Origin of the sequence: Hanstruepera neustonica, from assembly GCF_002895005.1 — a bacterium.
Lineage (GTDB): Bacteria > Bacteroidota > Bacteroidia > Flavobacteriales > Flavobacteriaceae > Hanstruepera > Hanstruepera neustonica.
In genome coordinates this window covers 40,510-59,869 of sequence record NZ_POWF01000011.1, presented here as the reverse complement: position 1 = coordinate 59,869, position 19,360 = coordinate 40,510, and the positions used below count along the sequence as shown (strand labels likewise).

Sequence of the window (19,360 nt, the reverse complement as noted above, 5' to 3'; positions counted from 1 at the left end):
CAAAACTTCGCGTCGCACAGCTCCTGTTTTCGAAGCTTTTGTGCTTTATGCTTACGACAGCGGTTTCCTGCTACGCAGGAATACGGTTTAGGGTTGTGAGATGGGAGTTGTGAGATGTGGGTTGTGTTTTGTGTTTTGCAATACTTATATAATACTTATATAATACTTTGTGGTTCAAGGGGCATTTTTTATATTAGCCGAAACCAAAAATACTCCTCACATTGGGTCATACTGACAATGAAACTTGGCTTTATACCATTTCCTCAAAACGTAGGCTAATAGACCTCAATTTCAAGGAAATTTGGCGTTATCGGGATTTGCTGATTCTTTTTGTGAAACGCGATATTGTTACCGTTTACAAGCAGACCATTTTAGGGCCTTTGTGGTATGTGATTCAACCCTTGTTTACCTCTGTGATTTTTACCTTGGTGTTTAACAATCTTGGAAATATAGCTACGGGTACTGTTCCTAATTTTTTGTTTAACCTAGCGGGGATTACCGCTTGGAACTATTTTAATAACTGTTTGTCTGGTACTAGTGATACCTTTAAGAAGAACCAAAATATTTTTGGTAAGGTTTATTTTCCACGGGTGATTATGCCCATGTCTGTGACCATTTCCAATTTGTTGAAACTCTTTATCCAATTGGGTATTTTTATCGGGTTTTATATTTATTACTTGGGTATTGGTGCCTCGGTACAGCCGAATGCCAATTTGTTTTTGTTTCCGGTGTATATTCTTATGATGGCCTTAATGGGCTTGGGCTTGGGGATGATCTTATCGTCCATGACCACCAAGTACCGCGATATGACCATCGTTATTAGTTTTGGGGTACAATTGCTCATGTATATGTCGGCAGTACCTTATCCGCTTTCGGAAGCCCGATTGAAGTTTCCCAAAGCCGTGGCTGTGCTTGTTGAGTACAACCCGCTGACCCAAATTATTGAAGGCTTTCGGTATATGTTGCTGGATACGGGCAGTTTTAGCTGGTTTGGATTTGTATATACCCTGATTGTGAGTATTTTGTTGTTTTTAATAGGTATCATTATTTTTAACCGAACTGAAAAATCGTTTATTGATACCGTGTGATTTATGGAAAAAGAACTGACAACACAAGCCTATTGGGAAGATTATTACAATCATGACCACAGCACGAAAAAACACATTGAAACGGTGTGTTCGCGTTATGATTCGTTTTGGGATACGCTTATAACCCCAAACCCAGGCAATCAATCGATTATTGAAATAGGTGGTTACCCTGGGCGTTATTTGGCCTACTTGGCTGCTAAATATGATTTAGAACCTACCTGTCTTGATTTTAATTCGGATGCTACTCAATTGCAAAAAACTTTTGCTTCCATGGGTGTCTCTCATTATCACTTGCTGGAAGTAGACTTTAATAAGCATTTACCAGAAAAGCAGTACGACTATGTGTTTTCTTTAGGTTTTATTGAGCATTTTGAAAATTATGATGCGGTTTTGGACAAGCACTTACACTATTTAAAACCTGGTGGTAGATTATTGGTGATGGTTCCCAATAAACGGTACGTGCGCAGGCTGTATGGTTATTTGGTCGATTATAAAAACCTAAAAGCGCATAATCTCAAATGCATGAATTTTAAGACTTTTAAAGCATTTGCAGCCAGAAATAACCTCAAAATAGCACGCTTGGAATATCGGGGCGGGTTTCCGTTTGGTGTACATCAAAAGTTGAATGTGTTTCAAAAGCTTATTTTTAAACCTACTCGAATTTTTTGTAAGTATGTGCTTAATCCCTATTTGGAGAAGCATCCTAATAAATATTTGAGTGCCGGACTTGTGGCTGTTTATGAGAAGCCGCTGACGGATGACGGTATTGAGTATTAAGTATTAAGTATAGAGTATTAAGTATTAAGTATTAAGAAGGACATGGTCATATTAAAGGCTGAAAATATAAGCAAGCAATACCGATTAGGACTGGTTGGTACGGGTACGATAAGCCACGACCTGAACCGTTGGTGGCATCGGGTGCGTGGGAAGGAGGACCCCTATTTAAAGGTGGGCTCGGTGAATGATAGAAGTACCAAGGCTGATAGTGACTATGTTTGGGCCTTACAGGATATTAATTTTGAAGTACAACAGGGTGAGGTGTTGGGTATTATTGGAAAAAATGGTGCAGGCAAAAGTACTCTTTTGAAAATATTGAGCCGTGTAACCAGCCCGACCACCGGTGAGATTAAAACCAAAGGGCGGATAGCTAGTTTACTTGAGGTAGGTACGGGTTTTCACCCCGAATTGACTGGCCGTGAGAATATTTATTTGAATGGTGCCATATTGGGCATGACCAAGGCTGAAATACGCGAAAAAGAAGCTGAAATTATTGCTTTTAGTGGTTGTGAGCGGTATGTGGATACCCCAGTCAAGCGCTATAGCAGTGGTATGCGTGTGCGGTTGGCCTTTGCTGTTGCTGCTTTTTTAGAACCCGATATTTTGGTGGTGGATGAGGTATTGGCCGTTGGTGATGCCGAGTTTCAAAAAAAGGCTGTGGGCAAGATGCAGGATATCAGTAAAGGGAATGGTCGTACGGTGTTATTTGTAAGTCACAATATGGCAACAATAAAAACTTTGTGTAGTAGGGTGATAGTAATAGATAATGGTTTGATAACATACGACGGTAAAGTAGGTGAAGGAGTTGATAGATATTTGACCTCAGGTAGAAATAAAAAAACAGAATCTCTCTTGCATAGAACTGATAGGCAAGGAAATCAAAAACTAAAAGTAAAAAGAGTTTATTTTCAAAATGAAAGAAATGAAGTTGTAGATGATATTATTTCTACTGAATTACTAAAAGTTAGAATTGAAGTAGAAAAATATTCTGAATTAAATTATAATAGACTCTTTTTGGCTGTAAATTTTATTGATTCAAATTTAAATTTTGTTTTATCCTATACAAGTGATGAAATGGGAGTGAATTTGAAAGAACTTGAACTTTACAATATTATAGAACTGGAAATACCAAAACTTTATTTAAGAGGGGGGACTTATACTTTAAGAGTGCTAATTACCGAAAATGATACTACTAAAGCAAACTTTGTTGACTGTTTAGAGAATGCAGCAAGTATTAATGTTTTAAGTGGTGATTTATGGAAAACAGGGAAATTGAACAGAAAAACTAGTACTGCTATTTTTCCTGGAAAATTACAGGTGATTAATGAAAAATAATTTTTATAATAAAATTTCAAGCTTATTAAAGAAAAAGCAAACATTAGTTAAAGTCTATTCCCACCCGCGTTCAGGCACCCATTTTTTGGAAGCCTTTTTGGCGCAAAACTTTTACCCAGATACTAATCTTTTTATACCCGACGTTGCCTGGGGCCATTGGTCCAACAGACAAATTAAGAAGGAAGGGAATCCTTATGGGCAGCTTTTTGGTAATCATTATTTTGCTAAATACAATACAGATTCCAGTCCTAAAATTTATATTGTTAGGGATGGGAGAGCCGTGGCTTATTCGGTTTGGAAAACTCCTAATTTTTTACATCAGGATGTGAGCCAACAATCATTCAAAGAATTTTTACATACTCCTTTAGACTGGCATGGGTCACCCTCGCATAAAGTAAAAACTCCCAAATTAACAATACTGGAGCATTGGGCAGAGCATGTTGCCAGTTGGCAAGCATTGGCGGCACAGACACCACAAGTGTTACTTGTTCATTATGAAACTTTAGTAAATGACCCTTATGCGGTTTATAATGCCATACGGGGGAAATTTTTTTCGGAGCTACCGCTTAAGGAAGCTCGTGATTTGAAGGTTATTGAGAGGCCCATTGGTTTGTTGCCCAATAAAGGCAAACCAGATACCTGGAAACCTTATTTTGATGATGATGATAATGAATTATACCATGAATTAACAGCTAATTATAATTTAGAAAATGAAACAGACCTTAAAAAAAATATATAATAAATATTTTAAAAAGAAAAGAAAGAAGAAAGCGCTAACTGAAAAGGAGAAGCGACATAGCTTGGTAGGTCCTCCAAAGCTTTGGAAAATGAAACAACAATTTCAAATCGATTTTTTAAAACAAAATGGTATGCAAAAACATCATAAGTTTTTGGATGTAGGGTGTGGAACATTGCGGGGAGGTATACCAATAATAGAATTTTTAAATGAAGAGAATTATTATGGTATTGATGTTAGGAGTGAGGCCATTAATGAAGGTAAGAATGAGTTAAGACAAGAACAGCTAGAACACAAAAATCCGAACTTAATATTATTTGAAGATTTTAAAGCATTAAAAATTGATGTAAAATTTGATATGATATTTGCGTTTTCGGTGCTTATTCATTTAAAAGATGACATTGCTAAAGATTGTTTTTCTTTTATAAGTGAACATTTGGATTCTAAAGGTAGTTTTTATGCAAATGTTAATTGTATTGAAAATGAAGATGGTCAATGGCAAGGGTTCCCAGTAGTTTTTAGATCCATTGATTTTTATAAAGAATTAGCTCAAAATGTAAATTTAGGGCTCGAAGTTATTGGTCAATTAAAAGATTTGGGACATGTTTCAAATAAAGAACTAGGAGACCAACAATTTATGTTAAGGTTTTACAGGCTTAATTAAGACTTTAATATGAAAAAAATATGCTTTTTGGTGCCGTCATTTCCCAATGTCAGTGAGACATTTGTGGTTAACCAACTTATTGCATCCCAAAAAGCAGGCTATGACATATTGGTACTCACCCTTACCTATTTGGGTGTTGCCAATAGTTCGCAAAGCGAGGTCTTAAAAAAGTATAATATTGATCAGGTTGTTCGGGTTTTAGAAAGTGGTATACCGCATAACCCTATTAAGCGTGTGTTGCTAAACTTCTATTGTTTGGTTAAATATGCCCGTTTTATACATCAAGTAAAGCAGGCCAGTTTTTATGACCGCTTTTTGATTTTTCCCTTTAAATTCCATTACTATGAACAATTTCGGGATGTCAGTATATTTCATGCCCAGTTTGCGGATTCTATTTTTGATTTAGAACTGTTAAAGTCAGTTGGTTTTTTAAAAGGCAAGCTTATTACCACCTTTCATGGTTATGATGCCCATTTTCGGGATGAAGCTAAACGTGTGACATTGGCCAAAAAACGTTATGGTGCTATCCATTATTCTGATTATGTAACCGTAAACACCCCATATTTAGAGGACAAAGTAAAAGCCTTGGGTTGTGACTCCAAAAAAATACAGGTTATCCCCATGGGTGTGAATCTCGATTTTTTTATACCCCAAACTCATAAACAGGTGTTTGATGGCAAAAGGCCTTTGAAACTACTATCTGTGGGTAGGCTTATTGAATTAAAGGGGCATCAATATGCCATAGACGCTGTTAGATTATTGAAAGACTGGGGGTTTTTGGTGGAATATACGATAGTAGGAGAAGGACCGTTGCAGGCTGATTTAGAAACACATATAAAAAGTCTAGCTTTAGAATCTATTGTTCATTTAGTAGGACAAAAAAGCCAACTAGAGCTCAAAGACCTTTATAATAGTCATGATGTTTTTTTGATGAGTTCCATAACCGATGCCCGAAATAGGGCAGAAGCGCAAGGATTGGCAACTGCCGAAGCCCAGGCTATGAAGCTTGCTGTTGTAGCGTTTGATTGTGGCGGTGTACCTTATACCCTTATTGATGGTGGTTCTGGTTTTTTGGTGCCCGAAAAGCAAGTTAATTTGTATGCTAAGGCCATCCAACAATTAATAGAAACGCCAACCTTAATAGAGACCATGGGAGAAGCCGGGAGAGGCTTTGTTTCTGAAGAATTTTCATTAGCCCTACAAACCCAAAAAATGATTGCATTGTATGATAGTTTATAAAGGCATTTGTGATTCTGTTTTTTTGACTGTTTATTCTTATTAAAGTTTTATTAGTTTAGTGCATTCAAAAAATAAAGACAATTATAGAAAACAACATGAATAGGGTTCTAGCGGTATTGGTTAATTATGGCGATGAGCAATTGGATTATCTGGCCCAGGTGGTTGCCCAGTTGAAAGCCTTTGAACACTATGATGTGACCGTGATTGTGAACAGTAATGTGGCTTTGGATATAACTGGTATTGATAGGGTTCAAATTTTTGAATTGGACAACTACCAATACTTGCCGCTTACTTGTAGGCAAACCCTATGGGACAACCGAGATGCCTATGACATTTTTATATATGGTGAAAATGACCATTTGTTTTTAGAACAGCATGTGGACAAGCATTTGGAGTACACCCGTATTTTACCAAAGAATCGTATTGCGGGCCTTATACAATATGAGGAAAGCCCCGAAGGGCGCTTTTACCCAGGCTACCATATCCCGTTTGAATGGGATTACCGGAGTGTGAAACGGTATGGTGGCAAAACATTTGCCCATTTTAATAACATTCATCAAGCTTCTTTTATTTTAACCCAAGCCCAATTATTACGGATAGGGAAGCGCTTGGATTTTGTGGCATTGGCTCCAGACAAACGCTATAATATTGTACAAAAGGCGTTTCGGAAATTTTTGAAACTGCTAGGAGTAAGGGTTCCTGTTTATGGTAATTATTCTTTAAAGTGCAAGGTGAATACGGATATTTTTCAATATGCTGGTCTTAAGAAATTGATTTGTATTTCGGAGTTTGAGGCTAATTTAATCCACCATTTACCCAATTTATATATTTCGGGAACGGCCGGTAGGCAACAGTTGGGTTCCAGTGAATCGAGAATGCAGGAAGCTATACAACGTTTAATGAAAACGCGATGATGACGCCTAAACCTATTACCGTATCGGTTATTGTACCCAATTTTAATCATGCGCCTTATTTGGAACAGCGTCTAGATTCTATATTTAATCAAACGTTTCAGGATTTTGAGGTTATCATTTTGGATGATGCCTCTCAAGATGGTAGTCAAGCTTTATTACAGGCGTATGCCAATCATCCTAAAGTATCGCATGTGGTTATCAATACGGTTAATTCGGGTTCGGTTTACAAACAGTGGTCCAAAGGTATTGGGTTGGCCCAAGGTACTTTTATATGGATAGCCGAGAGTGATGATTATGCCGATCCTTATTTTCTGGAACATACGGTGGCAGCCCTAAACGCGCAAGACGCTTTGGGAATGGTGTTTACAGATACCTGTAAAGTGAATGCCCAGGGTGATGAACTTGGACTGGTTTCTGAAAGTAAACGAATTTATAAAGATTTGGTTGCAGCTAGTAACCTTATCGATGCCCATAATGCTACAAAGTATCTTTTGAACAAAATGATTATTGTGAATGCCAGTAGTGCGTTGTTTAGAAAATCATTACTGACCACAATAGATATGAACGTGTTAGAACTATTTAAGAACACGGGTGATGTATTTACCTATTTACATATGGCACTCCATGGGGACATTTTGTTTGTAAACAAGCCCTTAAACTATATGCGACTGCATGGGAGTAATACGACTAAAAAGGGTAAGCAAAGTGGGGCTATTTACAAGGATAAATTGCGGTTATTGCATTACTATATTCCATACTTTAAGGGATTACCCAGTAGTCAAGCAGATGTGTTACGGTTTTACTACAATAATTTCTTTTTTAGTTTGGATTTTAAGTTGCAAGACTCCGTGAGGCAAAATTTGATAGCCTTGCACGACATGGGGTTTATAGATGATACGGCTTATGCACAAACGCGCAGGCTTATGGGAACTTATAGCTTTGTGACGCATCGAGGTCGTCCGGCTTTTTTAAGAAACTATTTTAAACGTGTATTAAAGCAGACATTAGCTATTAATTAATATTAAAAAGTGGTAATTTTATCCCATTGTATAAATTAGGATTGAAGCCATATCTCAATAATTAACCTGTAATGGGATTCAAAAAACACTTAAAAAAAATACCGTTTTTTAAATACTATTTTGCTGGGAAGCAATTTTTAGAAAACACCTACTACCGCACGGGTAAAAAGAAGACCCGAGCAGAGATTTCAAAACGACCGTTACGAACGGATATTATTAATTTTATATTATCCCAATGTTCAGGAGAAACCCATTATTTGGAGATAGGTGTCCGGAATCCGAAGGATAATTTTGTCCATATACAGGCTGATCAAAAATATAGTGTGGATCCGGGATTGGAGTTTGAAGAAAACCCTGTTGATTTTGCCATGACAAGCGATGCGTTTTTTGAACAGCTGGATGCCGGTTCCATACTGCCTGATACCCAATTTGACGTGATATTTATTGATGGGTTGCATCTTGCCGAACAGGTTGATTTGGATATACAACATAGTTTGAAATACTTAAAAGATGATGGTTTTGTTGTGCTACATGATTGCAATCCGCCCAGTGAGTGGCATGCTAGAGAGACTTTTAGGTTTAATCATTCGCCCGCAGAAAAATACTGGAATGGTACTACTTGGAAAGCCTTTATGAAATGGCGTTTTAATCCGGATGTTTATTCGTGCTGTGTTGATACGGATTGGGGTGTTGGCATCTTATCAAAAACCCAAGCCATAGGCAACCCTATAGCAGCTACCAACTTGTTTTATGAATACCACGTGTTTGACCAGCATAGAAGCGCACATCTTAATTTGATAGATTTTGAAGCGTTTAAGCGGTTATTTTGATTGATAAGGCTTAATTATTATGGACATATGCTGTGGACTTTTTATTATATTAGTCCTCTGAAATGATGAAAACCGTAACCACCAAAATTCTTCCCAGTAAACAGCAGTTTGCTGCTATCAAAGAACCGCATGAACCACATCTAGAAGCCCTGTGCATTTTTGCTGCTACGGGTTTTTTTATGGATGGCGATACTTATTGGAAAGATACCGTGTGCCTATTGCCAGCCCATGACCACCAGATTGATGCCCAAGGTTTTTTGACATCCAGTACCCCTCATTTTAAATGGCATTACAGTCCGCGCGATATATCATTTGAAACCGCGCTAGAGGATTATGTTGCCCTATTGACGACCATTGTAAAAGATCAGGTGGGTGCTTGTGCTGTAATTTTGCCTTTGTCGGGTGGATTGGATAGTAGGAGTCAGGCTATGGTGTTAAAGGATTTGGATAACCCCGTGCATGCTTTTAGTTATCATTTTAAACAAGGTTACCCTGAACACCATATTGCCAAACAAATTGCCGCAGTGTGTGGTTTTAGTTTTGAATCGTTTGAAATACCCAAAGGTTATTTATGGGACTGTATAGATGATTTAGCGCAAATAAACCAATGTCTTTCAGAATTTACCCACCCCAGACAGATGGCTGTGTTGCCAGAACTGAAGCAGATGCCAGGTGTGTTTTCTTTGGGACACTGGGGTGATGTGCTTTTTGATAAAGGTGCGCCTGAAGGTACGCCAGAAGATGCCATTATACCCCTATTAATGAAGAAAATGTTGAAACCCGGTGGACTGGCATTTGCCAATGCCCTTTGGCAGGCATGGGGTCTAGCTGGAGATTTTAAATCGTATTTTATTAGTAGGATTGCCGCCTCGTTATCGGCTATTCAGATTGATAATGTGAGTGCCAAAATACGGGCTTTTAAAACAAGCCAATGGGCGCACCGATGGACAACCACTAATTTAAGTGTGTTTGAAGCGGCAAACCCGATCACGCTCCCATATTATGATAACAGGATGTGTGAATTTATCTGTACCATTCCGGAAGCCTATTTAGCTGATAGACGTTTGCAGATTGCCCATTTGCAACAGCATAAACCGTTATCTCATATTACCTGGCAGGCCAATCGCCCTTATAATCTTAATAATTATGAGTGGAACAGAACCCCCTATAATTTGCCCTTTAGGATTGCAAATAAATTGCAGCGCTTGATTCAAGGTGCTGTGGGGAAACCCTATATACAACGTAATTTTGAATTACAATTTTTGGGTGACTATAATGATAGGCAGTTAAAAAGTTATTTGTTTGATGATACGTTTTTTGAATTTATACCGCAGGACCTTATTAGCAAGTTTTACAAGCTGTTCCAGCAAGAGGATGTGGTTCAATATTCTCACCCAGTGAGCATGTTGCTGACTATGGCCTTGTGGCACAAACATTTTAAGGATTAATGAACTAATGAACTCATGAAGTTATCTATTATTATACCCGTTTATAATGGGGAAAAATTTATAAGGCGATCGTATGAATCTATCATGAATCAGGGGCTTGAGACCATAGCCCATGAGATATTATACATTGATAATAATTCTAAAGATCAATCGGAACTTATTATAAAAGATCTTCAACGCGAAAACCCTTATGTTAAGCTCTATCATCAGCCAAAACAAGGAGAAGCCCAAGCTAGAAATATGGGTATTGAAAAGGCTCAAGGCGAGTACCTCTACCAGTTAGATGTTGATGATCAAGTATTTCCAGGTGCGCTGAAGCGCTTGATGGCTGTATTGGATTCCCATCCAGACATTGATGCTGTATTTGGCAAGATGTATAAAACCCATAAAACACTGGCTACCATTGACATGTCTTTAGATGAAACCCATGAGGTGCAATTGAAAGATAAGCCTTATTGGGGTTTGCAATGGTTTTCTGATTTAGGCTCGGTGGTTGGAGAAGGGGCTTATATGCATCGTCGCAGGGTGTTTGAAACCATTGGTTGCTACACCGAACAGTTGCCTATAATTGGAACTGATTTGGCATTTGATATTAAATTGGGGATGCTCTGTCATGTTGCCTATATTGACACCTATATTTATTTGTATTTTAAGCATGAGGTTTCCCTGATACAAGGTGTTAAAAAGAAAATGCCACGTGCCTTTATGGTATGGCCTCGTTTGGTGAAAGAGCATTTGCCTTTTTATTTTGAGTATGATGTGCCAAAGCGTTTTGAGACCCTGTTATTTAGTCAGTTGTTTCAATCTATGGGACGACAAATTGCTTTTACTCAAGGTTTTTCAAAACGGGTTGCTCTAAAAAACCAATTGTTTAAAGAAATCCCCGAGGTTAACATCCCAACACTTATTCGGATTTATTTGGCTATTTTAGCTTTGTTTCCATTTTCTTTTATGGTAAAACTATATAGTTATTATATTGTACCGTTTGTTATAAAAAAGATGCCTCAACAAAAACCTTAAGCCAGTGACCCGACGCATAACACATATTATAAAAAAACTTTTAATACGGTCTTTGTACAAGCGTTATGTATCCAGTAATGCTATTATTCAGGCCGATATGCAACAGACTTTAGAGGTACGAGGGAGTGAGGTGGCGTCTGCTACACCCCATAAGCAGTTTGATCATCTTATGCTTTATTATCCTGAATTTGCCTTTTTGTTTTTTTGGCGTATCAAACAAAAACCTTGGTTTTATAAGCTATTTGCCAAAAACTTTAATTGTAAGATTTTTAAAAGCACTCCTATAGGCGGGGGATTGATGTGCTACCATCCATTTGGGACTGTTATTAATGCCCAGTCCATTGGGAAAAATTTTCAATTTCGAAATGGATTAACCATTGGAAACAAGCATAATGACAATAGTTTGTTGCCCGTTATTGGTGATGACGTTACCGTTGGTGCCCAAGTGGTTATTATAGGCGCCATTAATATAGGTAACCATGTTGTTATTGGAGCCGGATCGGTTGTTGTAAAAGATGTGCCATCTCATAGTGTTGTGGCTGGGAATCCTGCTAAAGTAATACGCAGATTATCACATGAGTAAAAAAATACGTATCCTTTTTACAACCTCTAATTTTGATACCGCAGGTAGTGGTAAAGTTATTTATGATTTAATTCATGGCCTTGACCACAATAAGTTTGATATTGAGATAGCCTGTGGACATGATAGAGGTCACTATTTTAAGGTTATACAATCTTTGAATTTGCCTATACATGTTTTTAAGACCAAAACCGCATACAGACCTTACTTTAGCTTGTTGTTTCGTGTTTTAAAGATTTCCAAATTTTTTAAGTCCCATGATTATGACCTTATCCATTCTTGGCAATGGAGTAATGACTGGACGGAAGCTTTAGCTGCTAAACTAGCTGGTATTCCATGGATTTATACCAAAAAAGCGATGGGTTTTGAAAGCAAACATTGGCGGATCAAGAGTTTTTTGGCTAAGCATATCATCACAATCAATGATGATATGCGTGCTTATTTTCCCAATAAACATGCGCAAAGTTTAATACCTTTAGGTATTGATACCGCTTATTACAGCCCTGAACATTTTCCGGATTTACCAGAATCAGAAACTTTTCAGATTATTACCGTTGCCAATTTAGCTCCGGTTAAAGGCATTGAAGTTTTATTACATGCCATTCATCAATTGAAAGACCCACAAGTTAGGTTAACTATTTTAGGTTATAATGGCAATGATTATGGGCAGGCCATGCAGGCATTGAGTCAGTCGTTAGGTTTACAGAATCAGGTTCGTTTTATTGGTAAAACAGCTGATGTTAGGCCCTATATTGTTGCATCAAACCTTTACGTGATTCCCACCTTGGACCAAGGTCGCAAAGAAGGGATGCCCATGGCTCTGGTTGAAGCCATGAGTATGGGCATTCCGGTATTGGGTTCAAATATTTCAGGTATTAAATATGTTTTAAAGGATTTTAAAAATTTGCTTTTTAAAGCCGGTGATTCTCATGCTCTTTGCAAATTGATTTTAGATATTAAATCACTTTCCCATAATGAACAAAGACAATTAGGAGCCTCTTTACGTTCCTATTGTATTAACCATTTTACTTTGGAACGCTTTATAGGCTTGCATGAAGCCTTATACCTTAAGCTTAAAACTAACAAGGATTAATTTGAACCAGTACCGCAAGCATATAATCATAGTTGGAACCGCTAGAAGTGGTACTAGTTGGTTGTCTGAAACGATTGCACAACAGCACCGGTACCGTTTGTTGTTTGAACCCGAACATGAAACCCGAACCCCAAAAGGCTATTTGCTTTGTGACCAATGGATTGAAGTACTCGATACAACATCCGAAGCTTACAGGTATCTACATCAAATTTTTGCGAATCGGGTAGATTGTGATTGGATTGCCCAAAATAGTAATAGGCAATTTAAACGGCATTTATGGCCATTTTTGCCCAAAAAATATATTATAAAGTTTGTTAGGGCCAATCTTTTAGCAAAATATATGAACGAGGCGTTCGGGATTCCGGTCATTCATATGATTCGAAATCCTTATGATGTACTTTATTCTCAACAGCGTGCCAATTTTCCTTGGTTAGTTGATATGGGCCATTTTTCGTCCCAGAAGCCGTTAGTGGATTTAGTAAAAAATCGTTTTCAATTTGATTTAGGTGCGGTATCCAAATTAACAACTTTAGAACTCTTAACCCTTCGTTGGTGTATAGAAAATGTTATTCCGTTGGAGGTTTTAAAGCCTTATGAGCATAAACACCGGGTTGTTAGATACGAAAACTTGTTCCATGATATTCAGGTTTTCTATGACTTGTGTACTTACTTTGATATTTTACCCATAAAGGATATTGAGCGGGTTTACAAGCTTCCATCATCAAAAACACATGACCAAAGCCGTATTAAAACCAAACAAAAGCCATTATTGACTTTTAATACCGAAGAGCTTGCCCAAATTAATGGGATACTTGATGTTTTTGAAACCAAGTTATACCCCAGACAGTATTAAAATTTTATATTCGTAACTAGAATTCAAGAACCGCATGAAACATGATACACAATCACATTGGATTTCTAAAGATGTTACACATTTACCCGATTTTATTATTGGTGGTGCTATGAAATCTGGTACAACCACCTTGCATGCCATACTCAATAATCATCCTGATATTTGCATTGCACATAATGAGCTTGGCTTTTTTGATGTGGATAGTATTTTGCAGCATCCTGATTTTAATTTTTTTGATAAAGCCAATACATTATGGCATTCACCCGATTTAGAGACTGCCTCCGACTTATTTTGGGACTGGTATCGCGACCAATTTAAAGCATTAAACCATTCGGGTTTATTGGGAGAGGATTCCACCACTTATTTGGCTTCTAAAAGGGCTGCTTTACGAATCTCGCAGCAACCAAAACCCATTAAAATGATTTTTGTATTGCGGCACCCTACGGCCAGAACAATCTCTAATTATCTTCATTTATTGAAATCGGGTCGGGCTATTTATAATTTAGAAGACACTTTACGATATAACCCGCATAGTATTATTAATAGAAGTTTGTATTTGGAACAACTACAGTATTACTATGATGTCCTGCCCTTTCAACAAATTCAGGTTGTGCTATTTGAAGACTTGATTCATGATAGAAACAGCTGTTTAAAGCGTATTTGTGATTTTTTAGGAGTTGATTTTGATAAGTACCAAACGACCGATTTGGAAGTTCACTCCAATAAAACGGTGATTCCCAAATATATTTGGCTTCAGTTATTGCGGAATAAATGGATGCAAGGCTCTCGGGATTATCGCTATTCTCGGTTTTTACCCAATCAACCTTCATTTAACAAAACACTACCTTTGCGATATCGGTTAATTGACAAGATGCATCAGCAAATTAATCCTAAAGGCAGTCACTATAAGTTTATTCCACTTGACTCTACCGTTGCTTTACTTGATAAGTATTTTAAGATAGAACTTGAGGGTATTGATGCGCTTACCCAACAAAACATTTACTCAAAATGGTTTCCTAATTAGAGATATTTATGCTGTTTAACTCCCTAGATTTTGCTGTTTTTTTACCAATCGTTTTTGTATTGTACTGGTTTGTATTTAAAACATCCTTAAAACTGCAGAATTTATTAATTGTTTTGGCCAGCTATGTTTTTTATGGTTGGTGGGACTGGCGGTTTTTGAGTTTGATATTGTTTAGTAGTGTATTGGACTATGTTATTGGTATTTATATCAGTCAAACAACGTTACCCAGCAAACGTAAGGCATTATTGTTTACCAGTGTTTTTTTTAATATTGGACTGCTGGGATTTTTTAAATACTACAATTTTTTTGTTGACAGTTTTGTGTCTTCCTTTTCATTTTTTGGGTGGACTATTCAGCCCAATACGCTCAACATTATTTTACCTGTGGGTATTAGTTTTTATACGTTTCAGACATTAAGTTATTCCATTGACATTTATAGAAACAAGTTACAGCCCACTAGAAATTTTATTGGTTTTGCCGCTTTTGTATCTTTTTTTCCGCAATTGGTAGCGGGGCCTATAGAACGCGCTACCCATTTGTTACCACAATTTTACAACAAACGCCTGTTTAATTATCACAAAGCGGTTGATGGTTTGCGGCAGATTTTGTGGGGTATGTTTAAAAAAGTTGTTATAGCCGATAATTGTGCTAGGTATGTTAATATGATATTTGATGATTACACCAGTTATTCTGGTAGTACCTTGTTTCTGGGTGTTTTTCTCTTTGCATTTCAAATTTATGGTGATTTTTCGGGCTATAGTGACATTGCCATTGGAACTGCCAGATTGTTTGGGTTTGAGCTGAAACAGAATTTTGCATTTCCCTATTTTTCCAGAGATGTTGCTGAATTTTGGCGTCGTTGGCATATATCTCTTTCTACTTGGTTTCGAGATTATGTTTATATTCCTTTAGGAGGCTCCCAAGGTTCTAAACTCAATCAGATACGAAACGTTTTAATTATTTTTGTTGTGAGTGGTTTTTGGCATGGTGCCAATTGGACTTTTATTGTTTGGGGTGCTATTAATGCGTTGTATTTTTTGCCCTTGTTACTTTTTGAACGAAATAGGGTGCACACCGATGTTGTTGCAGCCTACCGCTTGCTTCCCAGTTTTAAAGAGGTTTTTAAAATGGGTATTACGTTTTTACTGATTCTCCTGTCGTGGGTGTTTTTTCGCGCTGAAAGTTTGAGCCATGCTTTGGGATATCTCTGGCAAATGGCTACGGATAATTTTGTATCCATACCCCAAATGCGCCCCACTTATTTATTTGTATTGATTTTTATTTTTATCATTGTTGAGTGGTTGGGTAGAAAACAACAGTATGCCATAGAGTTACTTTGGTTGCAATACCCTAAAGTTATGCGGTGGGGTTTTTATTTTTGTATTGCCATACTGATATTTTTATATGGTGGCCAGGAAGCGGCGTTTATTTATTTTCAATTTTGATAGGGTATGAAGCGATTTTTAATTTTAGTCTTGACATTTAGCTCTATTTTATTGCTGGGTTGTTATGCTTATTTTTATTTGGCAGATGGGAGTACAGATGCGAATTACCTTAAATTTACAACGCCCAGACAAACCGCATTAATAATAGGTTCTTCCAGAGCCGCCCAAGGTATTCAACCTAAATTCCTTAATTCCTATTTAAAAAGAAATGATATTTACAACTTTGCTTTTAATGTTAAGGAATCTCCATATGGTAGACCTTACCTGAAGAGTATTCAACGTAAATTAGAATCCCAAACCCAGGCTGGTATTTTTATATTGGAAGTTAACCCTTGGACTATTGGAATTGATAGTGTTACTGTTTTAAAGACAGGAGGTTATCGAGAAACCGATAATTTTTTGGACAACACCCATTTTGTTGCTTTAAAGCCCAATATTGAATACCTAATAGAGTCTTATCCTGAAAGTTACATAAACATCTTTAAGGATAAAAGTAAGGTTGGATTGAACGAGACTTTTTTTGTTGAAGCTGATGGATGGTTGAACGTAACTATTAGTTTGGAAGGTAAAACAACAAGTGAACGAACTGAAAAAAAAATTATTAGGTATAATAAACTTTTATCTCAATACTCAAGCCCTTCTAGCTATAGACTTGAAAGTTTAGAAAACACGATCCGTTTTTTAAAGCAGCATGGTCAGGTTTATCTTGTTAGAATGCCTATAATAAATGGTATGTTTAAAATTGAAAATGAACTTTTATCAGATTTTAATGATGTGATGTATGCTATTGCCGAAGAAACTGGAGTGGTCTATTTTAACATGATGCCTGATAGGGATTTTTATACCTACACGGATGGTAATCATTTGGACCAGGTTTCCGGTAGACAATTTTCTATTAATTTAGCTGAACTTATCATGGGTTCCAGAAATCCTAATAACAAAGAATAATAGTGCTGTTTAACTCCATTGTTTTTGCCATTTTTCTTCCTATAGTTTTTGTACTATACTGGTTTGTTTTTAGGAACTCTTTGAAGTTGCAGAACTTATTAATTGTATTGGCTAGCTACGTATTTTATGGTTGGTGGGACTGGCGGTTTTTAGCCTTGATTTTATTCAGCACGTTGGTTGATTTTTTTGTTGCCCAAGAACTGCAAAAAACAGCTATTAAACGGCACCAAAAAGGGCTTTTAGCCATTAGTTTGCTTTGCAATTTGGGGCTTTTAGGATTTTTTAAGTACTATAACTTCTTTATTAGCAGCTGGATAGATGCTTGGGATTTAGTAGGCGTGCGTATGGATTTACAAACCTTGCAAATTATTTTGCCAGTAGGAATTTCGTTTTACACGTTTCAAACCTTAAGTTATACTATTGACGTGTATAGGCAGAAACTTGAACCGACACATGATTTCATTCAATTTTCGGCATTTGTGTCCTTTTTTCCACAATTAGTTGCTGGGCCTATAGAGCGTGCCAGTAATTTGCTGCCGCAGTTTAAGAAGCCGCGAATTTTTAATAGTGATTTTGCTGTAAGTGGTTTTTACTTGATAATTTGGGGCTTGTTTAAAAAAGTGGTAGTAGCCGATAACTGTGCTTTTTTTGTCAATCAGATATTTGATGGTACCCATAGTTATTCTTCCTTGGAGTTGTTTTTTGGTGCGGTATTATTTGGATTTCAAATTTATGGTGACTTTTCAGGTTACTCAGACATAGCCATTGGTGTGGCTCGCTTGTTTGGATTTAGATTGATGGTTAACTTCTCATTTCCTTATTTTTCGAGAGATATCAGTGAGTTTTGGCGACGCTGGCATATATCGCTTTCAACCTGGTTTCGGGATTATGTATATATACCATTAGGAGGCTCGCATGGTAGTAGATGGCTGCAAATTCGTAACGTTTTTATTGTCTTTTTAGTTAGCGGATTTTGGCACGGTGCCAATTGGACTTTTATTGTTTGGGGTGGTATCCATGCCTTGTTGTTTTTACCTTTATTACTGGCCAAGGTCAATAGGGCTTATGTTGGCGAAACCGTAATTTCACTTGTTCAAGTTCCTCGAATATTACTAACCTTTATACTGGTAAGCTTTGCCTGGATCTATTTTCGCGCCGATACCTTAGCCATAGCCCATACCTTTATTTTAAAAATTTTTAGTTTTAAAGATGTCACATTGACATTATTTTATGCTACTTCCAAATCGCAATTGTTTAGTTTTATTATTTGTATGAGCATCTTCATCATGTTGTTTTTTGAGTTTTTAGCGATACAAAAAAATAGGAAAGAGGTTCAATTAACAACTTATTCGGCTATCTTTATTTCATTATTGATTATGCTTATGGGTGTATTTAAAAACCCATCAGATTTTATTTATTTTCAATTTTAACCATGCTTAAATTTTTAAAAAAAGTAGGATTTATAGTTATAGGATTTTTGTTACTTTCCTATTTGATAAGTCATGCGAGTCTTTGGTCGTTACGGCAATCACAATTTTACAAACCTACTTTTTTGACCAATGGGGTACCACAAACCCAGTTTGATTATATTGTATTGGGTGCCAGTACAGGTTTGACCACCCTGAATACCCAAACTATCGATTCGGTTTTGCATACAACAGGCCTGAATTTATCGGTAGATGATACCTCATTACCCAACCAGTACCTTATGTTACAACATTTTATTGCCACAGGGAAACGTACCGATTTCTGTATTTTGGCACCCAACCCCAAGAATTATAATACTCTTGAACACACTTTGAGCGACAATGATTACCGATTTTTGATGTATGCCCACAGACCCTATGTTCATGATTATTACAGCCAATTTAAGGGTACTCGTGCTGCGATATTACAGTACAGTAGTTGGATGCCAACATTGGGTGTGTCTTATTACAATGCTGAGGTGTTTTACCCATCCTTATTAAGCTTACTACAGCCAAACAAGCATAACCGTTTTGATGATTTAGGCAACTATAGCTATCCAGACAGGGCTTTTGTAGATGCTCCTATTTCACAATTTCAGGATACTGACCTCACTTTTAAAAACAGCTATCTTGAGAAAATTAAGGCTTTGTGCGATTTGCATGGCATTACCATGATTTGTTATATTTCACCAATGAAAGGTTTAAAGGCCGACGTGGGTTCTGCCGACTATACTATTATAAATCATTCCGATTTATTGAAGAATTCAGGGTATTTTCATGACGGTATACATGTCAATACTATTGGAAGAGCACAAGCCAGTGTGGTGTTTGCTCGTGATTTTAAGTCTTATTTAGGAATAAATTGATTTTTTGAAACGATT

At 37.0% G+C, this 19,360-nt stretch carries 19 protein-coding genes; all 19 read left to right on the top strand.

What is annotated here, in order from left to right; translation table 11 throughout:
• Window positions 1–221: 221 nt before the first annotated feature.
• The 19 genes from C1T31_RS13500 to C1T31_RS13410 all read left to right on the top strand — a co-directional run bounded on the left by C1T31_RS13500 (window position 222) and on the right by C1T31_RS13410 (window position 19,345).
• Window positions 222–1,088: an ABC transporter permease gene (locus tag C1T31_RS13500; RefSeq protein WP_103053047.1), complete on the top strand. Its 867-nt coding sequence runs from the start codon at window positions 222–224 to the stop codon at window positions 1,086–1,088.
• 3 nt (window positions 1,089–1,091) lie between these two features.
• The gene (locus C1T31_RS13495) at window positions 1,092–1,865 is read left to right on the top strand and encodes a class I SAM-dependent methyltransferase (RefSeq protein ID WP_103053046.1); all 774 of its coding nucleotides are present in this window, start codon (window positions 1,092–1,094) and stop codon (window positions 1,863–1,865) included.
• Between the two features lie 42 nt (window positions 1,866–1,907).
• A complete protein-coding gene (locus C1T31_RS13490) occupies window positions 1,908–3,200 on the top strand; it encodes an ABC transporter ATP-binding protein (protein ID WP_103053045.1) in 1,293 nt (430 codons plus the stop codon).
• Window positions 3,190–3,939 carry a sulfotransferase domain-containing protein gene (locus C1T31_RS13485; protein WP_103053044.1) on the top strand — a complete coding sequence of 250 codons (750 nt, stop codon included), beginning with the start codon at window positions 3,190–3,192 and terminating at the stop codon, window positions 3,937–3,939. Before C1T31_RS13490 ends, C1T31_RS13485 begins: the two co-directional genes overlap by 11 nt.
• Window positions 3,911–4,600: a class I SAM-dependent methyltransferase gene (locus C1T31_RS13480; RefSeq protein WP_103053043.1), complete on the top strand. Its 690-nt coding sequence runs from the start codon at window positions 3,911–3,913 to the stop codon at window positions 4,598–4,600. The genes C1T31_RS13485 and C1T31_RS13480 overlap by 29 nt, the downstream gene beginning before the upstream one ends.
• A gap of 9 nt (window positions 4,601–4,609) precedes the next feature.
• Window positions 4,610–5,839 (top strand): glycosyltransferase, encoded by a 1,230-nt coding sequence (locus C1T31_RS13475; RefSeq protein ID WP_103053042.1) that lies wholly within the window; start codon window positions 4,610–4,612, stop codon window positions 5,837–5,839.
• 95 nt (window positions 5,840–5,934) lie between these two features.
• Window positions 5,935–6,753: a hypothetical protein gene (locus tag C1T31_RS13470; protein WP_103053041.1), complete on the top strand. Its 819-nt coding sequence runs from the start codon at window positions 5,935–5,937 to the stop codon at window positions 6,751–6,753.
• The gene (locus C1T31_RS13465) at window positions 6,750–7,772 is read left to right on the top strand and encodes a glycosyltransferase family 2 protein (RefSeq protein WP_103053040.1); all 1,023 of its coding nucleotides are present in this window, start codon (window positions 6,750–6,752) and stop codon (window positions 7,770–7,772) included. The genes C1T31_RS13470 and C1T31_RS13465 overlap by 4 nt, the downstream gene beginning before the upstream one ends.
• A 71-nt stretch (window positions 7,773–7,843) precedes the next feature.
• Window positions 7,844–8,602 (top strand): class I SAM-dependent methyltransferase, encoded by a 759-nt coding sequence (locus C1T31_RS13460; protein ID WP_103053039.1) that lies wholly within the window; start codon window positions 7,844–7,846, stop codon window positions 8,600–8,602.
• A 62-nt stretch (window positions 8,603–8,664) separates the two neighbouring features.
• Window positions 8,665–10,050 carry an asparagine synthase-related protein gene (locus C1T31_RS13455; protein WP_243398957.1) on the top strand — a complete coding sequence of 462 codons (1,386 nt, stop codon included), beginning with the start codon at window positions 8,665–8,667 and terminating at the stop codon, window positions 10,048–10,050.
• Window positions 10,051–10,065: 15 nt separating this feature from the next.
• On the top strand, window positions 10,066–11,070 hold the full coding sequence (locus tag C1T31_RS13450) for a glycosyltransferase family 2 protein (protein WP_103053038.1): 1,005 nt from the start codon (window positions 10,066–10,068) through the stop codon (window positions 11,068–11,070).
• A 4-nt stretch (window positions 11,071–11,074) separates the two neighbouring features.
• Window positions 11,075–11,653, top strand: coding sequence for a serine acetyltransferase (locus C1T31_RS13445; RefSeq protein WP_207764286.1), 579 nt, complete (start codon window positions 11,075–11,077; stop codon window positions 11,651–11,653).
• Window positions 11,646–12,743: a glycosyltransferase family 4 protein gene (locus C1T31_RS13440; RefSeq protein ID WP_103053037.1), complete on the top strand. Its 1,098-nt coding sequence runs from the start codon at window positions 11,646–11,648 to the stop codon at window positions 12,741–12,743. Before C1T31_RS13445 ends, C1T31_RS13440 begins: the two co-directional genes overlap by 8 nt.
• A 1-nt stretch (window position 12,744) precedes the next feature.
• Window positions 12,745–13,596 carry a sulfotransferase domain-containing protein gene (locus tag C1T31_RS13435; RefSeq protein WP_165780115.1) on the top strand — a complete coding sequence of 284 codons (852 nt, stop codon included), beginning with the start codon at window positions 12,745–12,747 and terminating at the stop codon, window positions 13,594–13,596.
• 34 nt (window positions 13,597–13,630) lie between these two features.
• Window positions 13,631–14,620: a sulfotransferase family protein gene (locus tag C1T31_RS13430; protein ID WP_103053035.1), complete on the top strand. Its 990-nt coding sequence runs from the start codon at window positions 13,631–13,633 to the stop codon at window positions 14,618–14,620.
• Window positions 14,621–14,628: 8 nt separating this feature from the next.
• Window positions 14,629–16,065 carry an MBOAT family O-acyltransferase gene (locus C1T31_RS13425; protein ID WP_103053034.1) on the top strand — a complete coding sequence of 479 codons (1,437 nt, stop codon included), beginning with the start codon at window positions 14,629–14,631 and terminating at the stop codon, window positions 16,063–16,065.
• A gap of 6 nt (window positions 16,066–16,071) precedes the next feature.
• Window positions 16,072–17,013 (top strand): hypothetical protein, encoded by a 942-nt coding sequence (locus tag C1T31_RS13420; protein WP_103053033.1) that lies wholly within the window; start codon window positions 16,072–16,074, stop codon window positions 17,011–17,013.
• Window positions 17,014–17,099: 86 nt separating this feature from the next.
• Window positions 17,100–18,443, top strand: a complete 1,344-nt coding sequence (locus C1T31_RS13415) for an MBOAT family O-acyltransferase (protein ID WP_317047300.1) — start codon at window positions 17,100–17,102, stop codon at window positions 18,441–18,443.
• 2 nt (window positions 18,444–18,445) lie between these two features.
• A complete protein-coding gene (locus C1T31_RS13410; RefSeq protein WP_103053031.1) occupies window positions 18,446–19,345 on the top strand; it encodes a hypothetical protein in 900 nt (299 codons plus the stop codon).
• Window positions 19,346–19,360 lie beyond the last annotated feature (15 nt).

Coding starts and splice junctions, on each gene's coding strand:
- C1T31_RS13455 (WP_243398957.1), top strand. CDS start 8,665: ATGATGAAAACCGTAACCACCAAAATTCTTCCCAGTAAACAGCAGTTT.
- C1T31_RS13470 (WP_103053041.1), top strand. CDS start 5,935: ATGAATAGGGTTCTAGCGGTATTGGTTAATTATGGCGATGAGCAATTG.
- C1T31_RS13480 (WP_103053043.1), top strand. CDS start 3,911: ATGAAACAGACCTTAAAAAAAATATATAATAAATATTTTAAAAAGAAA.
- C1T31_RS13460 (WP_103053039.1), top strand. CDS start 7,844: ATGGGATTCAAAAAACACTTAAAAAAAATACCGTTTTTTAAATACTAT.
- C1T31_RS13450 (WP_103053038.1), top strand. CDS start 10,066: ATGAAGTTATCTATTATTATACCCGTTTATAATGGGGAAAAATTTATA.
- C1T31_RS13495 (WP_103053046.1), top strand. CDS start 1,092: ATGGAAAAAGAACTGACAACACAAGCCTATTGGGAAGATTATTACAAT.
- C1T31_RS13420 (WP_103053033.1), top strand. CDS start 16,072: ATGAAGCGATTTTTAATTTTAGTCTTGACATTTAGCTCTATTTTATTG.
- C1T31_RS13425 (WP_103053034.1), top strand. CDS start 14,629: ATGCTGTTTAACTCCCTAGATTTTGCTGTTTTTTTACCAATCGTTTTT.
- C1T31_RS13440 (WP_103053037.1), top strand. CDS start 11,646: ATGAGTAAAAAAATACGTATCCTTTTTACAACCTCTAATTTTGATACC.
- C1T31_RS13490 (WP_103053045.1), top strand. CDS start 1,908: ATGGTCATATTAAAGGCTGAAAATATAAGCAAGCAATACCGATTAGGA.
- C1T31_RS13410 (WP_103053031.1), top strand. CDS start 18,446: ATGCTTAAATTTTTAAAAAAAGTAGGATTTATAGTTATAGGATTTTTG.
- C1T31_RS13465 (WP_103053040.1), top strand. CDS start 6,750: ATGATGACGCCTAAACCTATTACCGTATCGGTTATTGTACCCAATTTT.
- C1T31_RS13485 (WP_103053044.1), top strand. CDS start 3,190: ATGAAAAATAATTTTTATAATAAAATTTCAAGCTTATTAAAGAAAAAG.
- C1T31_RS13475 (WP_103053042.1), top strand. CDS start 4,610: ATGAAAAAAATATGCTTTTTGGTGCCGTCATTTCCCAATGTCAGTGAG.
- C1T31_RS13430 (WP_103053035.1), top strand. CDS start 13,631: ATGAAACATGATACACAATCACATTGGATTTCTAAAGATGTTACACAT.